14 protein-coding genes are annotated in these 17,523 nt (G+C 65.6%); 3 read left to right on the top strand and 11 right to left on the bottom strand.

The window, feature by feature from the left end; genetic code table 11:
* Window positions 1–304 precede the first annotated feature (304 nt).
* Entirely contained in the window at window positions 305–2,701 is a 2,397-nt protein-coding gene (locus WG901_RS20595) for a TonB-dependent receptor (protein WP_339589004.1), read from the top strand.
* 163 nt (window positions 2,702–2,864) lie between these two features.
* Window positions 2,865–4,805: a S9 family peptidase gene (locus WG901_RS20600; RefSeq protein WP_339589005.1), complete on the top strand. Its 1,941-nt coding sequence runs from the start codon at window positions 2,865–2,867 to the stop codon at window positions 4,803–4,805.
* 16 nt (window positions 4,806–4,821) lie between these two features.
* Here WG901_RS20600 and WG901_RS20605 read toward each other — a convergent pair whose 3' ends face one another.
* The 8 genes from WG901_RS20605 to WG901_RS20640 form a co-directional block, all read right to left on the bottom strand.
* Entirely contained in the window at window positions 4,822–6,042 is a 1,221-nt protein-coding gene (locus WG901_RS20605) for a TCR/Tet family MFS transporter (protein ID WP_339589006.1), read from the bottom strand.
* A 132-nt stretch (window positions 6,043–6,174) separates the two neighbouring features.
* Window positions 6,175–6,858, bottom strand: a complete 684-nt coding sequence (locus WG901_RS20610; RefSeq protein WP_339589007.1) for a TetR/AcrR family transcriptional regulator — start codon at window positions 6,856–6,858, stop codon at window positions 6,175–6,177.
* 192 nt (window positions 6,859–7,050) lie between these two features.
* Entirely contained in the window at window positions 7,051–7,305 is a 255-nt protein-coding gene (locus tag WG901_RS20615) for a hypothetical protein (protein WP_339589008.1), read from the bottom strand.
* Entirely contained in the window at window positions 7,260–7,859 is a 600-nt protein-coding gene (locus WG901_RS20620; protein WP_339589009.1) for an LLM class flavin-dependent oxidoreductase, read from the bottom strand. The genes WG901_RS20615 and WG901_RS20620 overlap by 46 nt, the downstream gene beginning before the upstream one ends.
* Before the next feature lie 81 nt (window positions 7,860–7,940).
* The gene (locus WG901_RS20625) at window positions 7,941–9,593 is read right to left on the bottom strand and encodes an FAD-binding protein (RefSeq protein ID WP_339589010.1); all 1,653 of its coding nucleotides are present in this window, start codon (window positions 9,591–9,593) and stop codon (window positions 7,941–7,943) included.
* Between the two features lie 7 nt (window positions 9,594–9,600).
* Window positions 9,601–10,989: an aromatic ring-hydroxylating oxygenase subunit alpha gene (locus WG901_RS20630; RefSeq protein WP_339589011.1), complete on the bottom strand. Its 1,389-nt coding sequence runs from the start codon at window positions 10,987–10,989 to the stop codon at window positions 9,601–9,603.
* A 465-nt stretch (window positions 10,990–11,454) separates the two neighbouring features.
* Window positions 11,455–13,014: a class I adenylate-forming enzyme family protein gene (locus tag WG901_RS20635; RefSeq protein ID WP_339589012.1), complete on the bottom strand. Its 1,560-nt coding sequence runs from the start codon at window positions 13,012–13,014 to the stop codon at window positions 11,455–11,457.
* A gap of 13 nt (window positions 13,015–13,027) precedes the next feature.
* On the bottom strand, window positions 13,028–13,639 hold the full coding sequence (locus tag WG901_RS20640; RefSeq protein WP_339589013.1) for a TetR/AcrR family transcriptional regulator: 612 nt from the start codon (window positions 13,637–13,639) through the stop codon (window positions 13,028–13,030).
* Window positions 13,640–13,743: 104 nt separating this feature from the next.
* Here WG901_RS20640 and WG901_RS20645 point away from each other — a divergent pair, with 104 nt between their 5' ends.
* Entirely contained in the window at window positions 13,744–14,637 is an 894-nt protein-coding gene (locus WG901_RS20645; RefSeq protein ID WP_339589014.1) for an SDR family NAD(P)-dependent oxidoreductase, read from the top strand.
* A gap of 2 nt (window positions 14,638–14,639) precedes the next feature.
* Here the strand turns inward: WG901_RS20645 and WG901_RS20650 are convergent, their stop codons facing one another.
* Genes WG901_RS20650 through WG901_RS20660 form a run of 3 tightly spaced genes read right to left on the bottom strand, consistent with a single transcriptional unit; the run spans window position 14,640 to window position 17,365 of the window.
* Window positions 14,640–15,509, bottom strand: a complete 870-nt coding sequence (locus WG901_RS20650; protein ID WP_339589015.1) for an amidohydrolase family protein — start codon at window positions 15,507–15,509, stop codon at window positions 14,640–14,642.
* Between the two features lie 15 nt (window positions 15,510–15,524).
* Window positions 15,525–16,415: a TIGR03619 family F420-dependent LLM class oxidoreductase gene (locus WG901_RS20655; protein ID WP_339589016.1), complete on the bottom strand. Its 891-nt coding sequence runs from the start codon at window positions 16,413–16,415 to the stop codon at window positions 15,525–15,527.
* On the bottom strand, window positions 16,412–17,365 hold the full coding sequence (locus WG901_RS20660) for a Rieske 2Fe-2S domain-containing protein (protein ID WP_339589017.1): 954 nt from the start codon (window positions 17,363–17,365) through the stop codon (window positions 16,412–16,414). Before WG901_RS20660 ends, WG901_RS20655 begins: the two co-directional genes overlap by 4 nt.
* Window positions 17,366–17,523: the final 158 nt, after the last annotated feature.

The raw sequence follows: 17,523 nt of genomic DNA on the forward strand, positions 1-17,523 counted from the left end.
TCTCGAGGCTCATCCACCCTTTCGTGTTTCGCGCGACATTGCGCCTTCCCAGGCGAGAGTGATGCTATCGGGCAACTCTCCACAAAATACGTGAAATCCGGCTCTGCGAGCCAATTGTATCCATTTCCCGGATGCGTTAGCCACGCCTTATGCAATGCCACTAAGGCAATCAATCCAAAGGGGGGACACGATGTTTATCGGCAGGTTTGCGCTTCTGGCTGGGGCAGCCTCGGGCGCTATTCTCGCGGCTGCGCCCGCATATGCACAGAGCGCCTCGGCAGAGGCGAGCGGGACGGACATCGTCGTGACCGCCCGCCGCACCGAGGAACGCCTCCAGGACGTTCCGATCTCGATCACGGTCTACAACGCCGAACAGATCTCCAATCGCAACATCGCCGTCGCCTCCGACCTGGCGACCTATACCCCGTCACTCTCGGTCAACGCCCGCTACGGCGCGGAAAAGGCAGCCTTCTCGTTGCGCGGCTTCAATCAGGACCAGTCGACCGCGCCAACCGTCGGCGTCTACTTCGCCGACGTCGTCGGCGTGCGCGCGCAGGGCGGCACCACTTCGGGCAACACCGTTGGCGCCGGCTCGTTCACCGACCTGCAGAACGTGCAGGTGCTGAAGGGACCTCAGGGCACGCTGTTCGGCCGCAACACGACCGGCGGCGCGGTTCTGCTCGTTCCGCAGAAGCCGACCGATCGCCTCGAGGGCTACGTCGAGGGCACTTACGGCAACTTTGACCAGAAGCGCGTCCAGGCGGCGCTCAACATCCCGCTGGCCGATACCTTCAAGGTCCGCCTCTCGCTCGACCGCAACAAGCGCGATGGCTACATGAACAACAAGTCGGGCATCGGCCCCGACAACTACAACGACACCGACTATGTCTATGGCCGCCTCAGCATCGTCGCCGATCTGACGCCAGACCTCGAGAACTACTTCATCGGCACCTACAGCCGCTCGGATACCAACGGCTATGCCACGCGCTATACGGCCTGCGACCGCAACTTCGTGCCCAGCGCGACGACCTTCATCCGTTATCTGACCGCCCAGGCCGGTTGCGCGCAGATCGATCGCCAAGCCGCGCGCGGCGACAGCCTGTTCGACGTCGACGTCAACAACGCCAATCCGCGCATCCTGCTCGAGCAGTGGCAGGTGATCAACACCACGACCTGGCGCGCCAGCGACACGCTCACAGTTAAGAACATCATGAGCTACGGCGAATTCCGCGAGGACGCCGCCTTCTCGCTCTACAGCGACAACTTCCGCTTCCCCGACACGCCGATCACGCGCGCGCAGTTCCCGCAGCTCATCGGCAATCCGTTCCAGTACATCCGTCTCGCCACCCAGCCGGGCTTCCACGCCTCGGCCGAATCGACGGCGACCGAGGAACTGCAAATCCAAGGCAATTCGGCCGACGGCAAGTTCAACTTCGTGCTCGGCGGCTATCTGGAATTCAGCCGTCCGCTCGGCTTCAACCAGCAGCGTACGGGCATTTACGGCAATTGCGTCGATCCCGGCACCTTGAACTGCGCGGGCGGCCTGCCGCTGGTGCCGCTGTCGGCTACCTTCACCGCACCGGGCGCGGTCATTTCGGAATCGCGCACCAAGCTGGCCTTCGACAACCACGGCATCTTCGCCCAGGCGACCTACAAGTTCACCGACCAGCTCGCGCTGACCGGCGGCTTCCGCTACACCTTCGACAAGATCGTCGGCTATTCGGAAAGCAACCGCTACACCTTCGCGACCATTCCCGGCTCCGGCACGATTCCGGTGGCGCGTTCGTGCAACGACAATTTCAATCACCCCACGGTCAACCTGCTGACGAACGGCGGCAACACCGCGGCCTGCGGCACGACGATCGTCAACAAGTCGAGCAAGCCGACCTGGCTGATCGACCTCGATTTCAAGCCTACGCCCGACACGCTGTTCTATGCGAAGTGGGCGCGCGGCTATCGTCAGGGCGGCGTCAACTTCACCAACCCGGGGCTTGAGACCTGGAATCCGGAAAAGGTGGATTCCTACGAACTCGGCGCGAAGCTGACCTTCCGCGGTACGGTGAACGGCTATTTCAACCTCGCCGGCTTCTACAACGACTTCAGCAACCAGCAGATCTTCGGCGGTCTCGTCGCCAAGCAGGGCAGCGGCATCGCCGGCGGCGCGGCGATCATCAATGCCGGCAAGTCCACGATCAAGGGCGCCGAGGTCGACGCGGGCGTGACCCTCTTCGACGCGCTCAACCTGACGCTCGGCTACACCTACCTCGACACCAAGATCAAGGAACTGGTCCCGCCGGTGCTGGCCCCGCAGAGCCCGTTCGAACGCGTCCTGCCGCGCGGCGCGGTGGGCAGCCCGCTGACCTATTCGCCCAAGCACCGCCTCACGCTTGCGGCCGAATACAACCTGCCGCTGAACGACGACCTAGGTCGCCTGTCGATCGGCGCGAACTACGTCTACACCTCGAGCCAGCTCGTCGACGGCAACCTGAGCATCGCCGCGACGAACATCGTCAATGCCAACCTCGGCTGGAAGAACATCGCCGGCTCGAACATCGACCTGACGGGTTTCGTCACCAACCTGACGAACAAGACCTACTTCTCGACGGCCGGGGGCGGTTTCGACTCGCTGGGCGTCTACGACTGGCTGCTGGCTCCGCCGCGTATGTATGGCGTTCGCCTGCGGGTGAACTTCGGCCGCTGATCTCGGAGTAGGTCGACCGAACCGATTATCTTGAACCTGGCCCCGCTTCGGCGGGGCTTTTTCTTGCCGGCGAGGGATTGCGGTTGCACGCTGGTCGCCGCTGGCGTCCGGCGCGTTCGAATGTAGGATGCCGGGCAAAGCCCTTGCCCGGAGATCGACACCGATGCGCTTGCCCCTTCTCGCCGCCCTGCTCCTCTCAAGCACCGCCGCCTTCGCCGACGCCGAACGCCCCGCGGCGCTGGTCGTCGATGGCGCGCCACCGGTACCCGATGCGGTGGTCGACGAGACGCGGCCCTACATGGAGTTCCGCACCGCCGGTTTCGCCGGCTGGAACGCCACCGACCGCGCAATGCTGATCAGCACGCGCTTCGCCAACACCGCGCAGCTCCACGTGGTCAAGCAGCCGATGGGTGCCCGCACCCAGGTCAGCTTCGAGGCGGAACCCGTGGGCGGATCATGGTCCCCCACCGGCGACGCCCTGCTCGTGGTCAAGGACAAGGGCGGCGACGAGTTCTTCCAGCTCTACACGCTCAAAGAAGGCCGGCTCACGCTGCTGACCGACGGCAAGAGCCGCAACGCCTTCGGCGCCTGGAGCCACGACGGCAAGCAGATCGGTTACAGCTCAACCCGTCGCAACGGCACCGACAGCGACCTCTATGTCGCTGATCCGCGCAATCCCAGGTCGAGCCGCATGGTCGCGCAGGTCAAAGGCGGCGGCTGGCAGATCGCCGATTTTGCGCCGGACGGGAAGCGTGCGGTCGTGGTGGAATATGTGTCTATCACAAAGTCCAACCTCCACCTGCTCGATCTCGCCAGCGGCAAGCTGACGCCGATCGGCGATCACACGCGCACGATCGCCTATGGCGAAGCCAAGTTCGCCCCCGACGGCACGCTGTGGGTCACGAGCGACGAGGGCTCGGACTTCCAGCGCCTCGGCACCGTCGACTTGCCCGGCGGCGCCTTCACCGCCCGCAATCCCGAGCAGCGCTGGGATGTGGAAACCTTCGAGATCGCCAAGGACGGCAGCTTCATCGCCTATTCGGTGAACGAGGCCGGCGCGAGCAAGCTGCGTCTGCTCGACCCCAAGGCCGGCCGCGGCAGCGCGGCGGTGCGCGACGTGCCGGGCCTACCGCTCGGCACTCTCGGCAACATGAAGATCGCGCCCTGGGGCACGGTGGGTTTCAGCTTCAGCTCGTCGCGGTCGCCGTCGGACGCCTATTCTGTCGACCCCGCCAGCCTCGCGGTCACCCGCTGGACCCAGAGCGAGACCGGCGGCCTCGATCCCCAGGTCAACGTCGAACCGCGTCTGGTCGAAGTGAGGAGCTTCGATGGCGAACGCGTTTCGGGCTTTCTTTACAGTCCCGACGCGAAGAAGTTCCCTGGCAAGCGCCCGCTTATCGTCAACATCCACGGCGGCCCCGAAGGCCAGTCGCGCCCTGGCTTCCTCGGCCGCAACAACTATCTGGTCAACGAACTCGGCATCGCCGTTTTCTACCCGAACGTGCGCGGCTCGACGGGCTTCGGCAAGCGCTTCGTCAGTCTCGACAACGGACCGTTCAAGCGCGAGGATTCGGTGCAGGACATCGGCGCCTTCCTGGATAGCCTGAGCAAGGCGCCCACGATCGATCCGGCGCGCATGGCGGTGACCGGCGGTTCTTACGGCGGCTACATGTGCTATGCCTCGGCCATCCGCTACGGGGCGCGGCTCAAGGGCGCGAACTGCGTGGTCGCGATTTCCGACTTCGTGACCTTCCTGGAGAACACGCAGAGCTATCGCCGCGATCTGCGCCGCGTCGAATACGGCGACGAGCGCGATCCCGCCCAGCGCGCCAAGCTGGCGGCGATCTCCCCGCTCACCAGCGTCGACAAGCTCACGATCCCGCTGATGGTCGTGACCGGCGGCAACGATCCGCGCGTGCCGGCTTCGGAGGCGGACCAGATCGTCAAGGCCGTCCGCGCCAAGGGACGGCCTGCCTGGCACCTGCTCGGCCAGAACGAAGGCCACGGCTTCGCCAAGAAGGAGAACGCCGACTACCAGTTCTGGACCGGCCTGCTGTTCTGGCGCCAGACGCTGCTGGGCGAGAAGAGCGGCGGGAGCCGGTAAACCGCTCCCGCTCGATTCACCCTGGCGCCGAACTCGGCGAAGCGATCGTCGCGGGCGTTCGCGCCGCGGCCGTGAGGGCGGCCAGGGCAAGAATGGCCGCGGCGATCACGAAGCTGAGCCCCGGCAGGCTGGAACTCGACGCGGCATAGACCCAGCCGAAGAACACCGGCCCGACGATCCCCGCCACGCTGGCGAGGCTCTGCATCGCTCCCTGCAACTGGCCCTGCTCACTCTCGGGCACGCGGCGCGACAGCATCGACTTGAGCGTCGGCTCGGCCAGCCCCATCAGCGAGGCCGGGATCATCGCCGCAACGAAGAGCGCGGCGTTCGGCGCGAGGCCCATGGCCAGGAAACTCACCATGCCGCCGATGAGCCCAACGATCGTCGTGCGGCGATCGCCGAAGCGCGCCGTCGCCGGGCCGACCGCGGTTCCCTGCACGATCAGGTCGAGCACGCTAGAGAAGGCCAGCAGTGCGCCGACCTGCAATGTCGAGAGCCCATGCCGATGCCCGGCGAAGAGCACGAAAACGGTCATGAACAGGCGGTGCGAGAAGGTCAGCAGGAATACGCTGAGCGCGAGCCGGCTGAGTTCGCGCCGCCCGCCCACCATCCGCAAGGCCGCGACGGGGCTGGCGGAACGCCAGGTCAGTGGCCGGCGACGTTCACGCGGCAAGGATTCAGGCAGAACGACCAGCCCATAGAGGAAGGCCGCACCGGAAAAGCCGGCCGCGGCCCAGAACGGCAGCCGCGGCGACACTTCGCCCAGAATGCCGCCGATGGCCGGACCGAGCACGAAGCCCGCCGAGATCGCCGCACCGATCAGTCCGAAGGCGCGGGCACGACGCTCGGGCGCTGTGACGTCGGCCATATAGGCAAACAGCGCGGTGGCGCTCGCCGAGGTGATCCCGCCGATGACACGCCCGATCACGAGCCACCAGAGGTTGGGCGCGACCGCCATGAGGACCCAGTCGAGCATCAGCCCTGCGGTGGAGATCAGGATCACCGGGCGGCGCCCGAACCGATCGGACAGGCTCCCGATCATCGGCGCGCAGACGAACTGCATCAGCGCCCAAAGGCTGCCGATGATACCCGTCCAGATGCCCGCGGCAGCGAGCGAACCGGTCAGGTCCTCGATCAGGCCAGGTAGCACGGGCATGACGATGCCCATCGCCATCATGTCCAGAAACGCCGCGATGAGAATCATCCAGATGGCCGACTGCCGCAAGGCGTTATCCATGGCGCTCCCCCCTCGCTCTACCGCGATTAGAGGTCCGCCGCGCGGCCATGTCAATCCGATCGCCTATCATGGGAAAGCGACTGTGGCCCCCACAGCCTGCGTCAGAGTTCGGCCGGCATTAGGACCTTCGAGTCAGCGACGCAGCATGCGGGTCAACACGCGGGCCTCGGCGCGAAGCAAGACCTCCGGCATGAGGCTCTCCTCAGGCCACAGATGCAAGGCCGCGGCAATGCGATCGATGGCACTTACCAGGACGACCGCTTCCGCGTTGGCATCGACGCGCGATACGGCCTGGCCCTGAAGTCCCACCTCGACGATCCGCTCGGTGATGCCCTCGAGTATCGGCAGAGCGATGCGCAGGACCAGTTGGTTGAAGCGCTTGTTGCCGCGATCGGCTTCCATGTTGCGGTAGAGCAGGAGCGGGCCATGCTCGGCCCAGATGGCGCAATAGCCGCGAACGAAGGCGAGCGCATCGTCTTCGAGCCGCTCGTCCACGCGGAGGAATGCATCGTCATCGAACAGATGCGAGACATCCTGGGTGATTTCCTCGCAGAGCGCCCAGAGAATGTCTTCGACGTTCTCGAAATAGACATAGAAGGTGGGCGGCGAGGTGCCCGCTTCCTTGCTGATGGCCGCGGCCGAAAGGCTCAAAGGCGAATTTGCGTCGAGCAGCCTCCGGGCGCTTGCCATCAACAGCGAGCGTGTCTTGTTGCCCTTGGCTCCCAGAGCCATGGCCTTCTTGACGAGCTTTTGCCCCCGCTGCTCCCCTTCGGCGACCGGCAGGGGAGCCTTCGTGACGCGCTTGGACATTGCCATCGTGCTGTGCAGCCGCCCTTCGAATGGAACCCTATCCAACGCACTATCCGAAGGATGGCGACAAGTAACCCCGATGCGGGATCGACGAGTGATCGAGCGTCCATTCCGAGCTTTCGCGATCGGGCCGGATTCCAGCGAAGATGAGTATGATCGGCGAGGTCCGGCAAGCCGTCGCCTGACCTCGTGACGCGCTCACCCTATTGGGGGCAATTTCGCGACGATCTCTTCGCCGAACCATTGGACATTCTCGGCGAATGCGGCGCGGCTGGGCGCCGGGAGGCCCACGGTGGTCCAAGTGACGCCAGCCTCTGCCAGTTCGCCATAGGCATCGATGGCTTGGGCAACCCCGGCGGGGTCTTGCGGTGCCAGTGCACCGCCATCGAGGCGGCCCATGCAGATCGTCAGCGGGCTGGTCCGGCCGATATCGTCGGCATAGGCCCGGCGCATAGGCGATCTTCTCCTGCAGATGGGCGATGGTTGAGAGTTCGTCGGTGCGCGCGGTCTTGGTGACGACGCCGGCGACCGGGAACGGCGACCAGCGATCGCACAGCGCGACCGCGCGACGGATCGCCGGGTTCGCATTGCCACCGGCCCCGGATCGGAATGCCCTCCGCCCGTGGCGGTCGCGGCAGGATTACGACGTCGCGCGCGGTGAAACGCGGGCCTTCATGCTGCACCGGTTCACCCGTCCAGGCCTGGCGCAGGATATGGATGGATTCGTCGGTAATCTCGCCGCGATCCTCGAACGACACGCCGACCGCGGCATATTCTGGCTTCAGATAGCCGGTGCCGATCCCGAGGATGAGCAGACCACCGGCCAAGGCGTCGAGTGAGGCCGCCGCCTTAGCGACGACAAAGGGATTGCGGTAGGCCAGGACCAGAATGTGTGTCTGCAACTGCAGCCGAGGGCTGGCCGCCGCCGCGGCGGTGAGCGCGACGAACGGGTCGAGCGTCGCACGTCCGCCGCCCGCGAGCCAACAAGGGGCGACGGTTTCGGCCAATTTTCGAAAGTCGCGGCAATCTGTGGCCATTACCGGGAATGGAAATGGCCACGGGTCGCCACGCAGGCCCGCGCAGCCGGATCAGCCCGCGCCCTGCCGGTCACCAGGCGCCATCGCATGGCACGCGGCGACGTAGCCGAAGACGATGCCACCGCCGATGCTGGCGCCGGCGCCGGGATAGGTGTGGCCCACCACAGGGGCGGTGATGTTGCCGGCGGCGTAGAGGCCGGGAATGGCGCTCCCGTCGGCCCGCAGCACCCGCGCATTCTCGTCGGTCACGAGCCCGCCCGAGGTGCCGACGTCCAACGGCAGGATCTCGACGGCATAGAACGGCCCTGCCTCGATCTTGCCGAGGGTAGGATTGGGCCTGTTGCCCGGATCGCCCATCGCGCGGTTGTGATGGCTCGCGCCGCGGCCGAAGTCCTCGTCGACGCCCCGCTCGGCGAAGCCGTTGAAACGTGCCACCTCGCCGACCAGCCCGTCGGGATCGATCCCCGCCTTGCGCGCGAGATCGGCAAGCGTGTCGGCCCTGAGGAAATAGCCGCTTTCGACGAACGGAGCGGGCGATTTGCCGGCCAGGACCGGCCCCCAGCTATAGCGCGTCAGTGCCCGCCCCTCGATGATCGCCCAGGCCGGTACGGCGCCGCTTGCGTACATGCGTTGGCCGAATTCCATATAGGCGCCGGCCTCGTTGCCCAGGCGCCGCCCATCGGGACCGACGATGATGACGCCCGGCTTGCCCGACTCGCCCGGCACGTGGAAGCCGCCATAGGTTCCGTCGGGCAGGAGCGATCCGGGTGTCCACCAGGCCTCCTCCATGCAATCGACGTCGGCGCCCAGCGCCATCGCCATCTGCATCGGTCCGCCGGTGTCGCCCGGATTGGCCATGGTCCAGGCGCCGGTGTTGGGCTGCGGCTGGAAGGCCTTGCGCATTTCGGCGTTGCGCGAGAAGCCACCGGCGTTGAGCAGAACGCCCTTGCGCGCGCCGATACGCCGCTCGCCCTGCGCGGTCCGGACCGTGACTCCCACCACCGCACCGGCGTCGATTTCGAGCCCGGTCACCTCATGCTCGAGCCGGATCGGCACGCGATGATCGAGCGCCGCCTTGAGCATGCGCCCTTGCAGGGCATTGCCCGACCCCACGGTGCGCGCCCCCGTGAGCTTGTCCTTGAGCATGTTCCAGGCGAGCTTGAGCGCCGCGCGCTTGCCCTTCCAGGTCGTCTTAGCGAGCGTCAGGTCGACGAATTCCCACGAGCCGACCGGCATCCGCGGAAAGCCGTAGAAGTATCCGAGCTTGTCCTGCCAGTCACCGAGCTCGCGCAGGTCGAACAGCGCGGCCGAGATCGTACGACCGTACTCGTGCCCGCCAGGTTCGTTCGAGTAGTAGTCGGGCCATGGCACGCGGATCAGATCGACGCCCTGATCGAGCAGGAATTGGACGGCCATTGGCCCCTGCGCGATGAAAGAATCCCGCTTCTCGACGGGCGATGCCTTGTCCGGCGCGCCGACGATCGCGTCGACGTAGGTCCGCCCCGCCTCCACGCTGTCGTCATCGAGCAGCGGATTGGCCGGAATCCAGGCGATGCCGCCCGAGAACGCGGTCGAGCCGCCGAACAGCGCCTGCTTCTCGAGGATCACCGCGCTCCCGCCGGCCGCCTGAACCGCGAGGGCGGCCGTCACCGAGGCGCAGCCGCTGCCGACGATCACAAGGTCGAAGGTCTCGTCGAAACCCATAGCCGCCTCAACCGTCCGACGGAGCGGGCGCCGGCACCTTGGGCTCAGGCCCCAGGTCGTCGTCGGCGTGCGGATCCTCGAGGAAGCGGCGCAGCGTCTTGTGGAAATGCGACAGTGCGCGTTCCTGGATCGGACTTGGCCGACCGCCCTTGAAGGCGCGCGATTTCATGCCCTTCTGGACCTTGGGAATGTTGAGGAAATCCTGGCGGAAGATCAGCGGGAAATCGCCTTCGCGCCAGTCTTGATAGATCTCGTGCTCGACCTTCGGCTCGGCACCCGGCGCAAAACGTTCGAGCGACCAGACATCCATCATGCAGCGCGTGTGATCGTCGCCGTAGGGCCGGAACCGGTACCACAGCACGGCCTCGATGGCCGGGTGCAGGAACACCGTGTTCGGAAACACGTGCCAATCGAAACCGCTTTCGGCGAGGTATTCGGGAGTCAGCCCATCGGGCCAGCCGGCGCCGCTTTCGATCGCGGCTTCGTAAATGAACTGCCCCCACTTGGCGACGACGTCATGGGGCGGGGTCTCGGCCGTCGTCTCGGTGCGCAGGCGCTGCGTCGCATCGAACGCACGCTGGGTCTGCATCGCCTGCAAGTCGTCGCGGAACTGCTCGGCATATTCGAACAGGTGCTCGCGGAAATCGGCGACCTCCTTCGCCGGCAACCGCGGGCTGCGGCCGACGGGCAAGCCGGTTCCGCCTTCGTAGGAAATCCAGCCGTGCCTGCCCATGGCCCGGCTCGTCGAATAGTCCTGGGTGTAGGTCAGCATCTGCGCATGCGTCGTCTGGACGTGGTAGAACTCGGTAAAGGCCCCCATCGTGGTCTTCCAGTTCGCCTCTACCACCACCGACTTGTACCAGGCCGGGTGAAGCTTCTCGAACTCGAACAGTTCGCACTTCGATTTCATCGGCTCGAGATAGCGATCGAGCGGCTGGCAATCGGGATCCATGTTGATCCACACCCAGCCGCCCCAGGTACCGACCGCGACGGGCACGAGATCAGCGTCGCCCTTGGCCAGGCAATCGCCCCAGTCCTGGCGATCGATCACCTTGACGTTGCGGCCGTCGGTGCCGAACCGCCAGCCATGGAAGGAGCAGACGAACTGCCTGGCGTTCCCCTGCCCCTCGACCAGCAGGGTGCCGCGATGCGGGCAGAAGTTGTGAAAGGCCCTGACATCTCCGTCGCCGCCGCGGACCACCACGATGGAATCGTCGATAATGTCGTAGACGACGTAATCGCCCACGTTCGCGATCTCATCTTCGCGGCAGGCGATCTGCCACGCCTTGGGCCAGAGCTGTTCCTTCTCCAGATCGTGGAAGCGGCGGTCCAGATAGTCGGCCTTGGGGTAGAAATCGCTGCGCACTTCCTCGGAGGGAAAGCCGTTGGAGGGCATGGACATATCCCGTCTTTTGATCACCGAGCCCGGGGTATCACCCGCCGCAGTCCAGGTGAAGCCAGGATTTGACACATCATCAGGTAGGAGGGCGCGTCCTCGGCTAAATCTGTCCGCACGCACCAGGTCGCAATCGCCGCTTGCAAAGAAAGGCGCGCTATCGCGCGCCCAGGAACGGGATCCTGCCAGCCCCGTTCGCACACGTTTTCTGGCTCAAAAACACAAGTACAGGCTTCCCTATGCGCGATCACCGCATTTCGGATGAGCAACAGATTTCCAGCTCACCCGCTTGAAGCTAGCCAAAGCGACGATCGGCGGGCCACGGGGCAGCGCCTCCATTGCAGGCGCCGAGCACGAATTGACGATTATTCATTTCTTCGTGTATCCGCGTAGGAAGACGAAAGGCGTACACATTTTCTGTCTGGCGGCTGTGGCGCAAGTGCTCGGCATGACGGGGACGGGACCTCAAAACAGACCCTCGACTTCCACCTTGCGGATCTTGCCGGAAGCGGTCAGCGGAAAGCTCTCGACGAATTGCCAACGCCGCGGGACCTTGAAATGGGCGATCCGCTCGGCGGTATGGGCTTCCAGGTGTTCCGCCGTCGCGCTGGCGCCTTCGCACAGCTGAACCGCCGCGCCGACCACCTGCCCCCAGCGCTCGTCCGGCACCGCCACGACCGCAACCGCATGAACAGCGGGATGGGTCAGAAGGCAGTCCTCGACTTCGGCCGGATAGATGTTTTCGCCGCCGCGGATGATGACGTCGCGCGCGCGGCCGTGGATGCGGATATAGCCCTCGGCGTCGAGCGAGGCGAGATCGCCGGTATGCAGGAAGCCGTCGGCGTCGATCGTCGCCGCGGTGGCTTCGGCCATGCGGAAATAGCCGTCCATCACCACCGGCCCGCGTACCCGGATCTCCCCGACCTCATCGACTTGCAAGGTCGCGCCGGTCTGTGGATCGCATATCTTCACTTCGGTATGCGAGACGGGCCGGCCCACAGTCTCTGCGGCCAGCAGCGGATCTTCGCCCGGCAGCGTAGCGCTGATCATCGGGCATTCGGACTGTGCGAAGGCGACGAGCACGGTGACACCGTAGTCCTGCATCAGCCGCTCGATCAGCGGCCGCGGAACCTGCGCCCCGCCCGATCCGACCGCGCGCAAGTCGCGCGCCGCCTCGGCCCACTCCGGCTGTTCCAGCAGCGCATAGATCATCGTCGGGACGCCGCCGATCCGCGTCGCACCACATTGGCCCATCAGACGGACGAACTGCGCGGGATCGAAGCGCGTCATCACGACATAGCAGGCCCCCACGGTCATGCAGCCGATCACCAGGCTCACCGCGCCCCCCATGTGGTTGAGCGGTACCGGGTTGATCCAGACGTCGCTTTCATCAGCCTGGGCGGCAACGACGCGCAGCCAGGCGCCATTGAGCGCCGTGCGGTGCGACATCGCCGCACCCTTGGCCTTGCCCGTGGTGCCCGAGGTGAACTGGATGAGGAAAAGGTCGGCAGGCATCACATCGGGCAGCGCACCCGCTTCGACGCTCGCGACCAGGTCGAGCAGATCGTCGAGCGGATGAACGAGATGGGCTCTCATGATCGCCGTCCCCCGCTCCTGCAACGACACGCCACGGGTATCGCTGCCGGCAAGCAACAGCGCTGGCGCGGTCAGATCGCGAGCATGGGCGCATTCGAAATCGGTCCAGGCCGGGTTCCACGAGGCGACCGTCATCCCCGCCAGCGCGCAGCCATATTCGACGAGAATCCATTCGACCGAATTGCACGACCAGATGGCCACGCGATCGCCCGACACGGCGTGTTCGAGCAGCCATGCGGCGGTTCGCTCGGCCTGGGCCAGCAGTTCGGCGTAGGTCATCGCGGCGATGCCCTCTCCCGCCGGCCATACGAGCGCACGTCGTTCGGGAAAGCGCGCCGCAGTCAATCGCAGGGATTCCCCCACCGTCGTGTCCAGCAGCGGCACCGACGTGTCGGGCAGGCGATGCGCGAGCGGCAGGTTCTGCGTCATCCGGGATATCCCTCTATGCAACCGCGCGCATCAGCATCTCGGTCATCTGCTCGGCGATCTTGTGCGGCGAGCGCTGGTCCTTGCTGGCACTCCATTTCGACATCCAGTGAGTGGTGCCGATGATCAGTATCCGCGCGAGCTTCGCGTCGGTGCCCGCGCCGATCTCGCCCGCTTCGATCGCTGCGGTCAGCAGTTCGGCGACACCGATCGGCACCGCGTTGCGCGCCTGCTCGACCTCGCGGTTCAACGCGTCGGGTAGTTGGTCGAAGATCCGGTTGTAGGCGACCGCGTAGTCGTCCTTGGTTATGCTCAGAAGCAGCATTGCACGCACGGCGGCCTTGAGCCGGTCGATAGCCGTGGCCTGCGCGGGAAGCGCCGCCACCGCCTCGGCCATGGCCGCCCCGAACCGCCCGACGGCGAGGAGAACCACCTCTTTCACGAGATCGTCGCGCGAGGGGAAATAGTAGTAGAGGCTGGCGGCATAGGTGCCGCATTCGCCAGCGACGTCGTGCAGAGTGGTTTCGGCATAGCCCTGTCGTGCGAGCACCCTGGCCGCGGCGTCGAGAATGCGTTGGCGCTTCTCCAGCGAACTTGCCCGCGGTCGCCTGGCGGTGCTGGTCTTCATTGCGGTTCCTTCGATATCGGCGGTGCGCTGCCTGCCGCAGACCTCGGGCATTTACAAACCACAATGCAGATTGCACTTTTGGCACTGCATTTCGAGGGACCTGGATGACCGAGACATCGAAACAGCGCCTGTGCGAGGGGCGCGTCGTCGCGATCACCGGCGGCGGCCGCGGCATCGGCCGCGCCGAAGCTATCGAAATGGCCCGTCACGGCGCGCACCTGATCGTCAACAACCGCTCGCCCGGACCGGCCCACGAGGTCGTGGACCTGATCCGCGCCGAGGGTGGCACCGCGGTGGCGCATGTCGGCGACGTTTCGGACATGGCGGTCGCCGCCGCGCTGCTCGATACGGCGCTCGTCAGCTTCGGCCGGCTCGACGTGTTGGTGAACAACGCCGGCATCGTGCGCGACCGTATGTTCGTGAACCTGTCCGAGGACGACTGGGACACGGTCGTCCGCGTGAACCTCAAGGGCACCTACACCACGCTTTCGCAAGCCGCCCGCTATTGGCGCGGGATGGCGAAGCAGGGTACGCCCGTGGCGGCGGCGGTGATCAACACCACGTCGAACGCCGGCCTGTTCCGCAATCCCGGGCAATCGAACTATGCGGCCGCCAAGGCGGGTGTCGCCAACCTGACGATCAACGCCGCCTACGAACTTGCTAGCTATGGCGTCACCGCGAATGCCCTCGCCCCGGCGGCCGCGACCGATATGAGCGGCCACCTGATCGATCCCGCGAAGCGCGACGTGGACGGCTTCGATCCCTATGCGCCCGAAAACGTCGCTCCGCTCGTCGCCTGGCTCGCCAGCATGGAAGCGCGCCACGTCTCGGGCCGCGTCTTTGAGGTCAAGGGCGGCCGCGTGGCCGTGGTCGAGCCCTGGCGGATCGGTCCCGAGTTGGACCTCGGTCGCAAGTGGGATGCGGCCGAGATGGGCACCGCGGTGACCGATCTCGTCGCCCGCGCGCGTGGCAACGTCGACGTCATGGGACGCGCGTAACTTCATGTTAGACCGAACACCCGCGCCGCGTTGTCGCGCAGGAACAACGGCCAGACTTCGTCCTTCAATGGAAGCTGCTCCAACTCGGCGAAGATGCGTTCGAGCGACAGGCCCCAGGGGAAGTACCCGGCATACATGATCTTTTCGGCGCCGCGGCTGTTGGCATAGTCGATGATGGCCTTGGGATAATGCTTCGGCGCGAAGGCGCTCGTGCAGTAATAGAGGTTCGGATATTTGAGCATCAGCTTGATCGCCAGATCCTCCCAAGGCTCGCCGCCATGGCGCATGACGAACTTGAGCTCGGGAAAGAACCAGCAGACCTCGTCGACGAGTTCGACCTTCTGCGTGCGTAGCGGCAAGCGCGGGCCTGGTACGCCGACGTTGACGACGATCGGCAGGTCGAGGTCGATCGCCGCAGCATAGATCGGATAGAGTTCGCGCTCGTTGATCGCGACCTGCGGCATCGAGGCCGAGGGGAAATAGGTCAGCGCCTTGATCCCGCGCTCCCGCTTGAGCTTCCGGATGCGTCGCACTTCTTCCATGCCGTTGATCGGCACGACCGAAGTGGAAAGGAAGAACCGGTCGGCATGGCGTTCGGCCACGCCGGGATTGCGGTCCGCCTCGGCGACCGAGATCATTGCCTTGCCGACGTTGAAGCGGTCCATCTCGGCCACGATCGCGTCGACGTATCTCGCGGGATCGGTGCCCAGCGAGGGCACGTTCTTGAACATGTAGCCCGCGGGCATCGGCGTAGCCGTGCCGGCGCCGTCGCGCTGCATGGCGGCGACGGCCTTGTAGCCCGCCTCGTTGTGCTCGTCGGTCGGGATGCCGACCATCAGATCGATCGCCGCGAAGTCCTTGGGCATGCCCATCGCCGAATTCTCCCGTCAGACGCTTCTGGCGGCGACGTGCTCGCCGAACCACTGGACCAGTTCGACATAGGCGGCGCGGCTGGGGTGCGCGAAGTTGACCGTCGCCCAGGTGACGCCCGCCGCTTTCAGCCCGTCCAGCGCCGCCAGGAAGCGCTCGGCGGTTTCGGGCGTCGGCGCCTTCACGCGCATCCTCGGGCCGAGGACGATGTCGAAAGGCCCGTCCTTCCCCAGCGCCGCGCGCCTTTCCTGCAGCCGGACGATCAACTCGCGCAGATGCTGGTCCGACTGGACTCCGCTTTGAGCGTTGATCGCGCTCATGCCCGGCGTCGCATAGAACGGGCACCAGCCGTCGCCCCAGCGCGCCGCGCGGTCGAGCGCTTTATCACTCGATCCGCCGACCCAGATCGGCGGCGGTGGATTCGGCACGGGGCGCGGCTCGTTGCCCGGCGGCACCTGCTCGCCCGCCCATGCCTGCCGGATCAGTGTCAGTGCCTGATCAGTCAGCGCGCCGCGGCGACGAAAATCGACGCCCAGCGCCTCGAACTCGGTCTTCTGATAGCCGACGCCGACGCCCAGGATCAGCCGCCCGCCCGAAAGCACCTGCACCGTCGCCGCGGCCTTGGCCGTCACCAGCGGGCTGCGATAGCCGAGCACGACGATGTTGGTATGCAGCATCAGCCGGCTGCTCGCGGCGGCGACGAAGGCAAGGCCGGCGAAGGGATCGAGCGCGTCGTGCCCGAAACCGCCGCGCAGCCAGGCGGAGTCGGGCGCGGGATGATCGGTGATGAAACAGGCGTCGATCCATGCGCGCTCCAGCGCCTGCGCCATTTCGGCCGCCGCCGCCATCGACTGGAATTCGCCCGCCGGCTCGACGACGCCCAGCGGCAGTTCCGCGGTGAACTTCATGCGTAATAGCGCTGGAAGAATTCGCGATAGGCCAGGATCGGCCCGTCGCCTTTCACCAGGATCGGATCGACGAGGTACTTCTTGTGCTTCCAGATGCGGATGTCCTGCTCCAACTGGCGCCAGGTCTCGCGGACCAGCGCGCGCGTGACGTTGACCTTGCGATCGTCGAGCACGGGCGGGATGAAATACTGGTGGCGCAGCAGGGTATGGCTGCTGTCGATCGGCGTGTGCATCTGCATCAGCAGCATGTCGGCGATGCCGTGAAATCGCGTGAACGAGACGCCCGGTCCCGGCGCGCGGACGGTGATCTTGCCGTCGATTTCTCCGCGCGGCGTCGGCATCCTGGTGGAAACCGAACTGTAGCGCGTGTAGCCGTCGATCTTCAGTTCGGGCACGGGCGGGCTCTTCGTGCCATGGAGCGCGGCGAAATGGGCGATGTCGGCGCCGTTCTCGGTCAGCTCCTGCACAGGGATGTCGACCACCCAGTCGCGGTACTCATCGGGTACCCAACCGTCGTCGGCGATCTCGGTAACCGGCGAAAGGTCCCATAGCGGCGCGGCCTTGCGCGGATGCCACCAGACGAAGATCATGCCCATGTCTTCGTAGACCGGCCAGGCGCGGTCGCTGGCGCGGGCCAGCTTGGGTGGCACCTTGGGCGAATAGGGAATCGTCGTGACCCGTCCGTCCCCCGCATATTGCCAGTGATGGAACGGGCAGCGCAGATCGTTGCCGACGACCGCGCTGTCATAGCCGAGGTGCGCCCCCAGGTGCGGGCAATAGGCATCTATCGCGCGCACCGCGCCATCCTGCCCCCGCCAGAGCACGAATTCGGTCTCGCAGAATTCACGCGGCAGGACCTGGCCGGGTTGAAGCTCGACCGAACAGGCGACCGCAAACCAGCCGAAGGGTATCGGGAGGTCACAACGCTTTGCCGAAGAGGCCTTTCCCATCGCTTCCCTCGATCCCTGGACCCATCTTTTTGGGAGTCCTTGATTGTAATTTACAATGCAACTTATAATTTTCAACCCGGATGGAGCTACCTACCGCGCCGCCTAGCTTATGATTGTCGGGGCTGGCTTCGTCCGGGTGATATTCGCGCCCAATCGTG

It is taken from the genome of Novosphingobium anseongense (genome assembly GCF_037482895.1).
GTDB classification, from domain to species: domain Bacteria; phylum Pseudomonadota; class Alphaproteobacteria; order Sphingomonadales; family Sphingomonadaceae; genus Novosphingobium; species Novosphingobium anseongense.

Coding starts and splice junctions, on each gene's coding strand:
- WG901_RS20615 (WP_339589008.1), bottom strand. CDS start 7,305: ATGCGCCGGGCCTATGCCGACGATATCGGCCGGACCAGCCCGCTGACG.
- WG901_RS20650 (WP_339589015.1), bottom strand. CDS start 15,509: ATGGGCATGCCCAAGGACTTCGCGGCGATCGATCTGATGGTCGGCATC.
- WG901_RS20625 (WP_339589010.1), bottom strand. CDS start 9,593: ATGGGTTTCGACGAGACCTTCGACCTTGTGATCGTCGGCAGCGGCTGC.
- WG901_RS20600 (WP_339589005.1), top strand. CDS start 2,865: ATGCGCTTGCCCCTTCTCGCCGCCCTGCTCCTCTCAAGCACCGCCGCC.
- WG901_RS20635 (WP_339589012.1), bottom strand. CDS start 13,014: ATGACGCAGAACCTGCCGCTCGCGCATCGCCTGCCCGACACGTCGGTG.
- WG901_RS20630 (WP_339589011.1), bottom strand. CDS start 10,989: ATGCCCTCCAACGGCTTTCCCTCCGAGGAAGTGCGCAGCGATTTCTAC.
- WG901_RS20655 (WP_339589016.1), bottom strand. CDS start 16,415: ATGAAGTTCACCGCGGAACTGCCGCTGGGCGTCGTCGAGCCGGCGGGC.
- WG901_RS20640 (WP_339589013.1), bottom strand. CDS start 13,639: ATGAAGACCAGCACCGCCAGGCGACCGCGGGCAAGTTCGCTGGAGAAG.
- WG901_RS20645 (WP_339589014.1), top strand. CDS start 13,744: ATGACCGAGACATCGAAACAGCGCCTGTGCGAGGGGCGCGTCGTCGCG.
- WG901_RS20610 (WP_339589007.1), bottom strand. CDS start 6,858: ATGGCAATGTCCAAGCGCGTCACGAAGGCTCCCCTGCCGGTCGCCGAA.
- WG901_RS20605 (WP_339589006.1), bottom strand. CDS start 6,042: ATGGATAACGCCTTGCGGCAGTCGGCCATCTGGATGATTCTCATCGCG.
- WG901_RS20660 (WP_339589017.1), bottom strand. CDS start 17,365: ATGGGAAAGGCCTCTTCGGCAAAGCGTTGTGACCTCCCGATACCCTTC.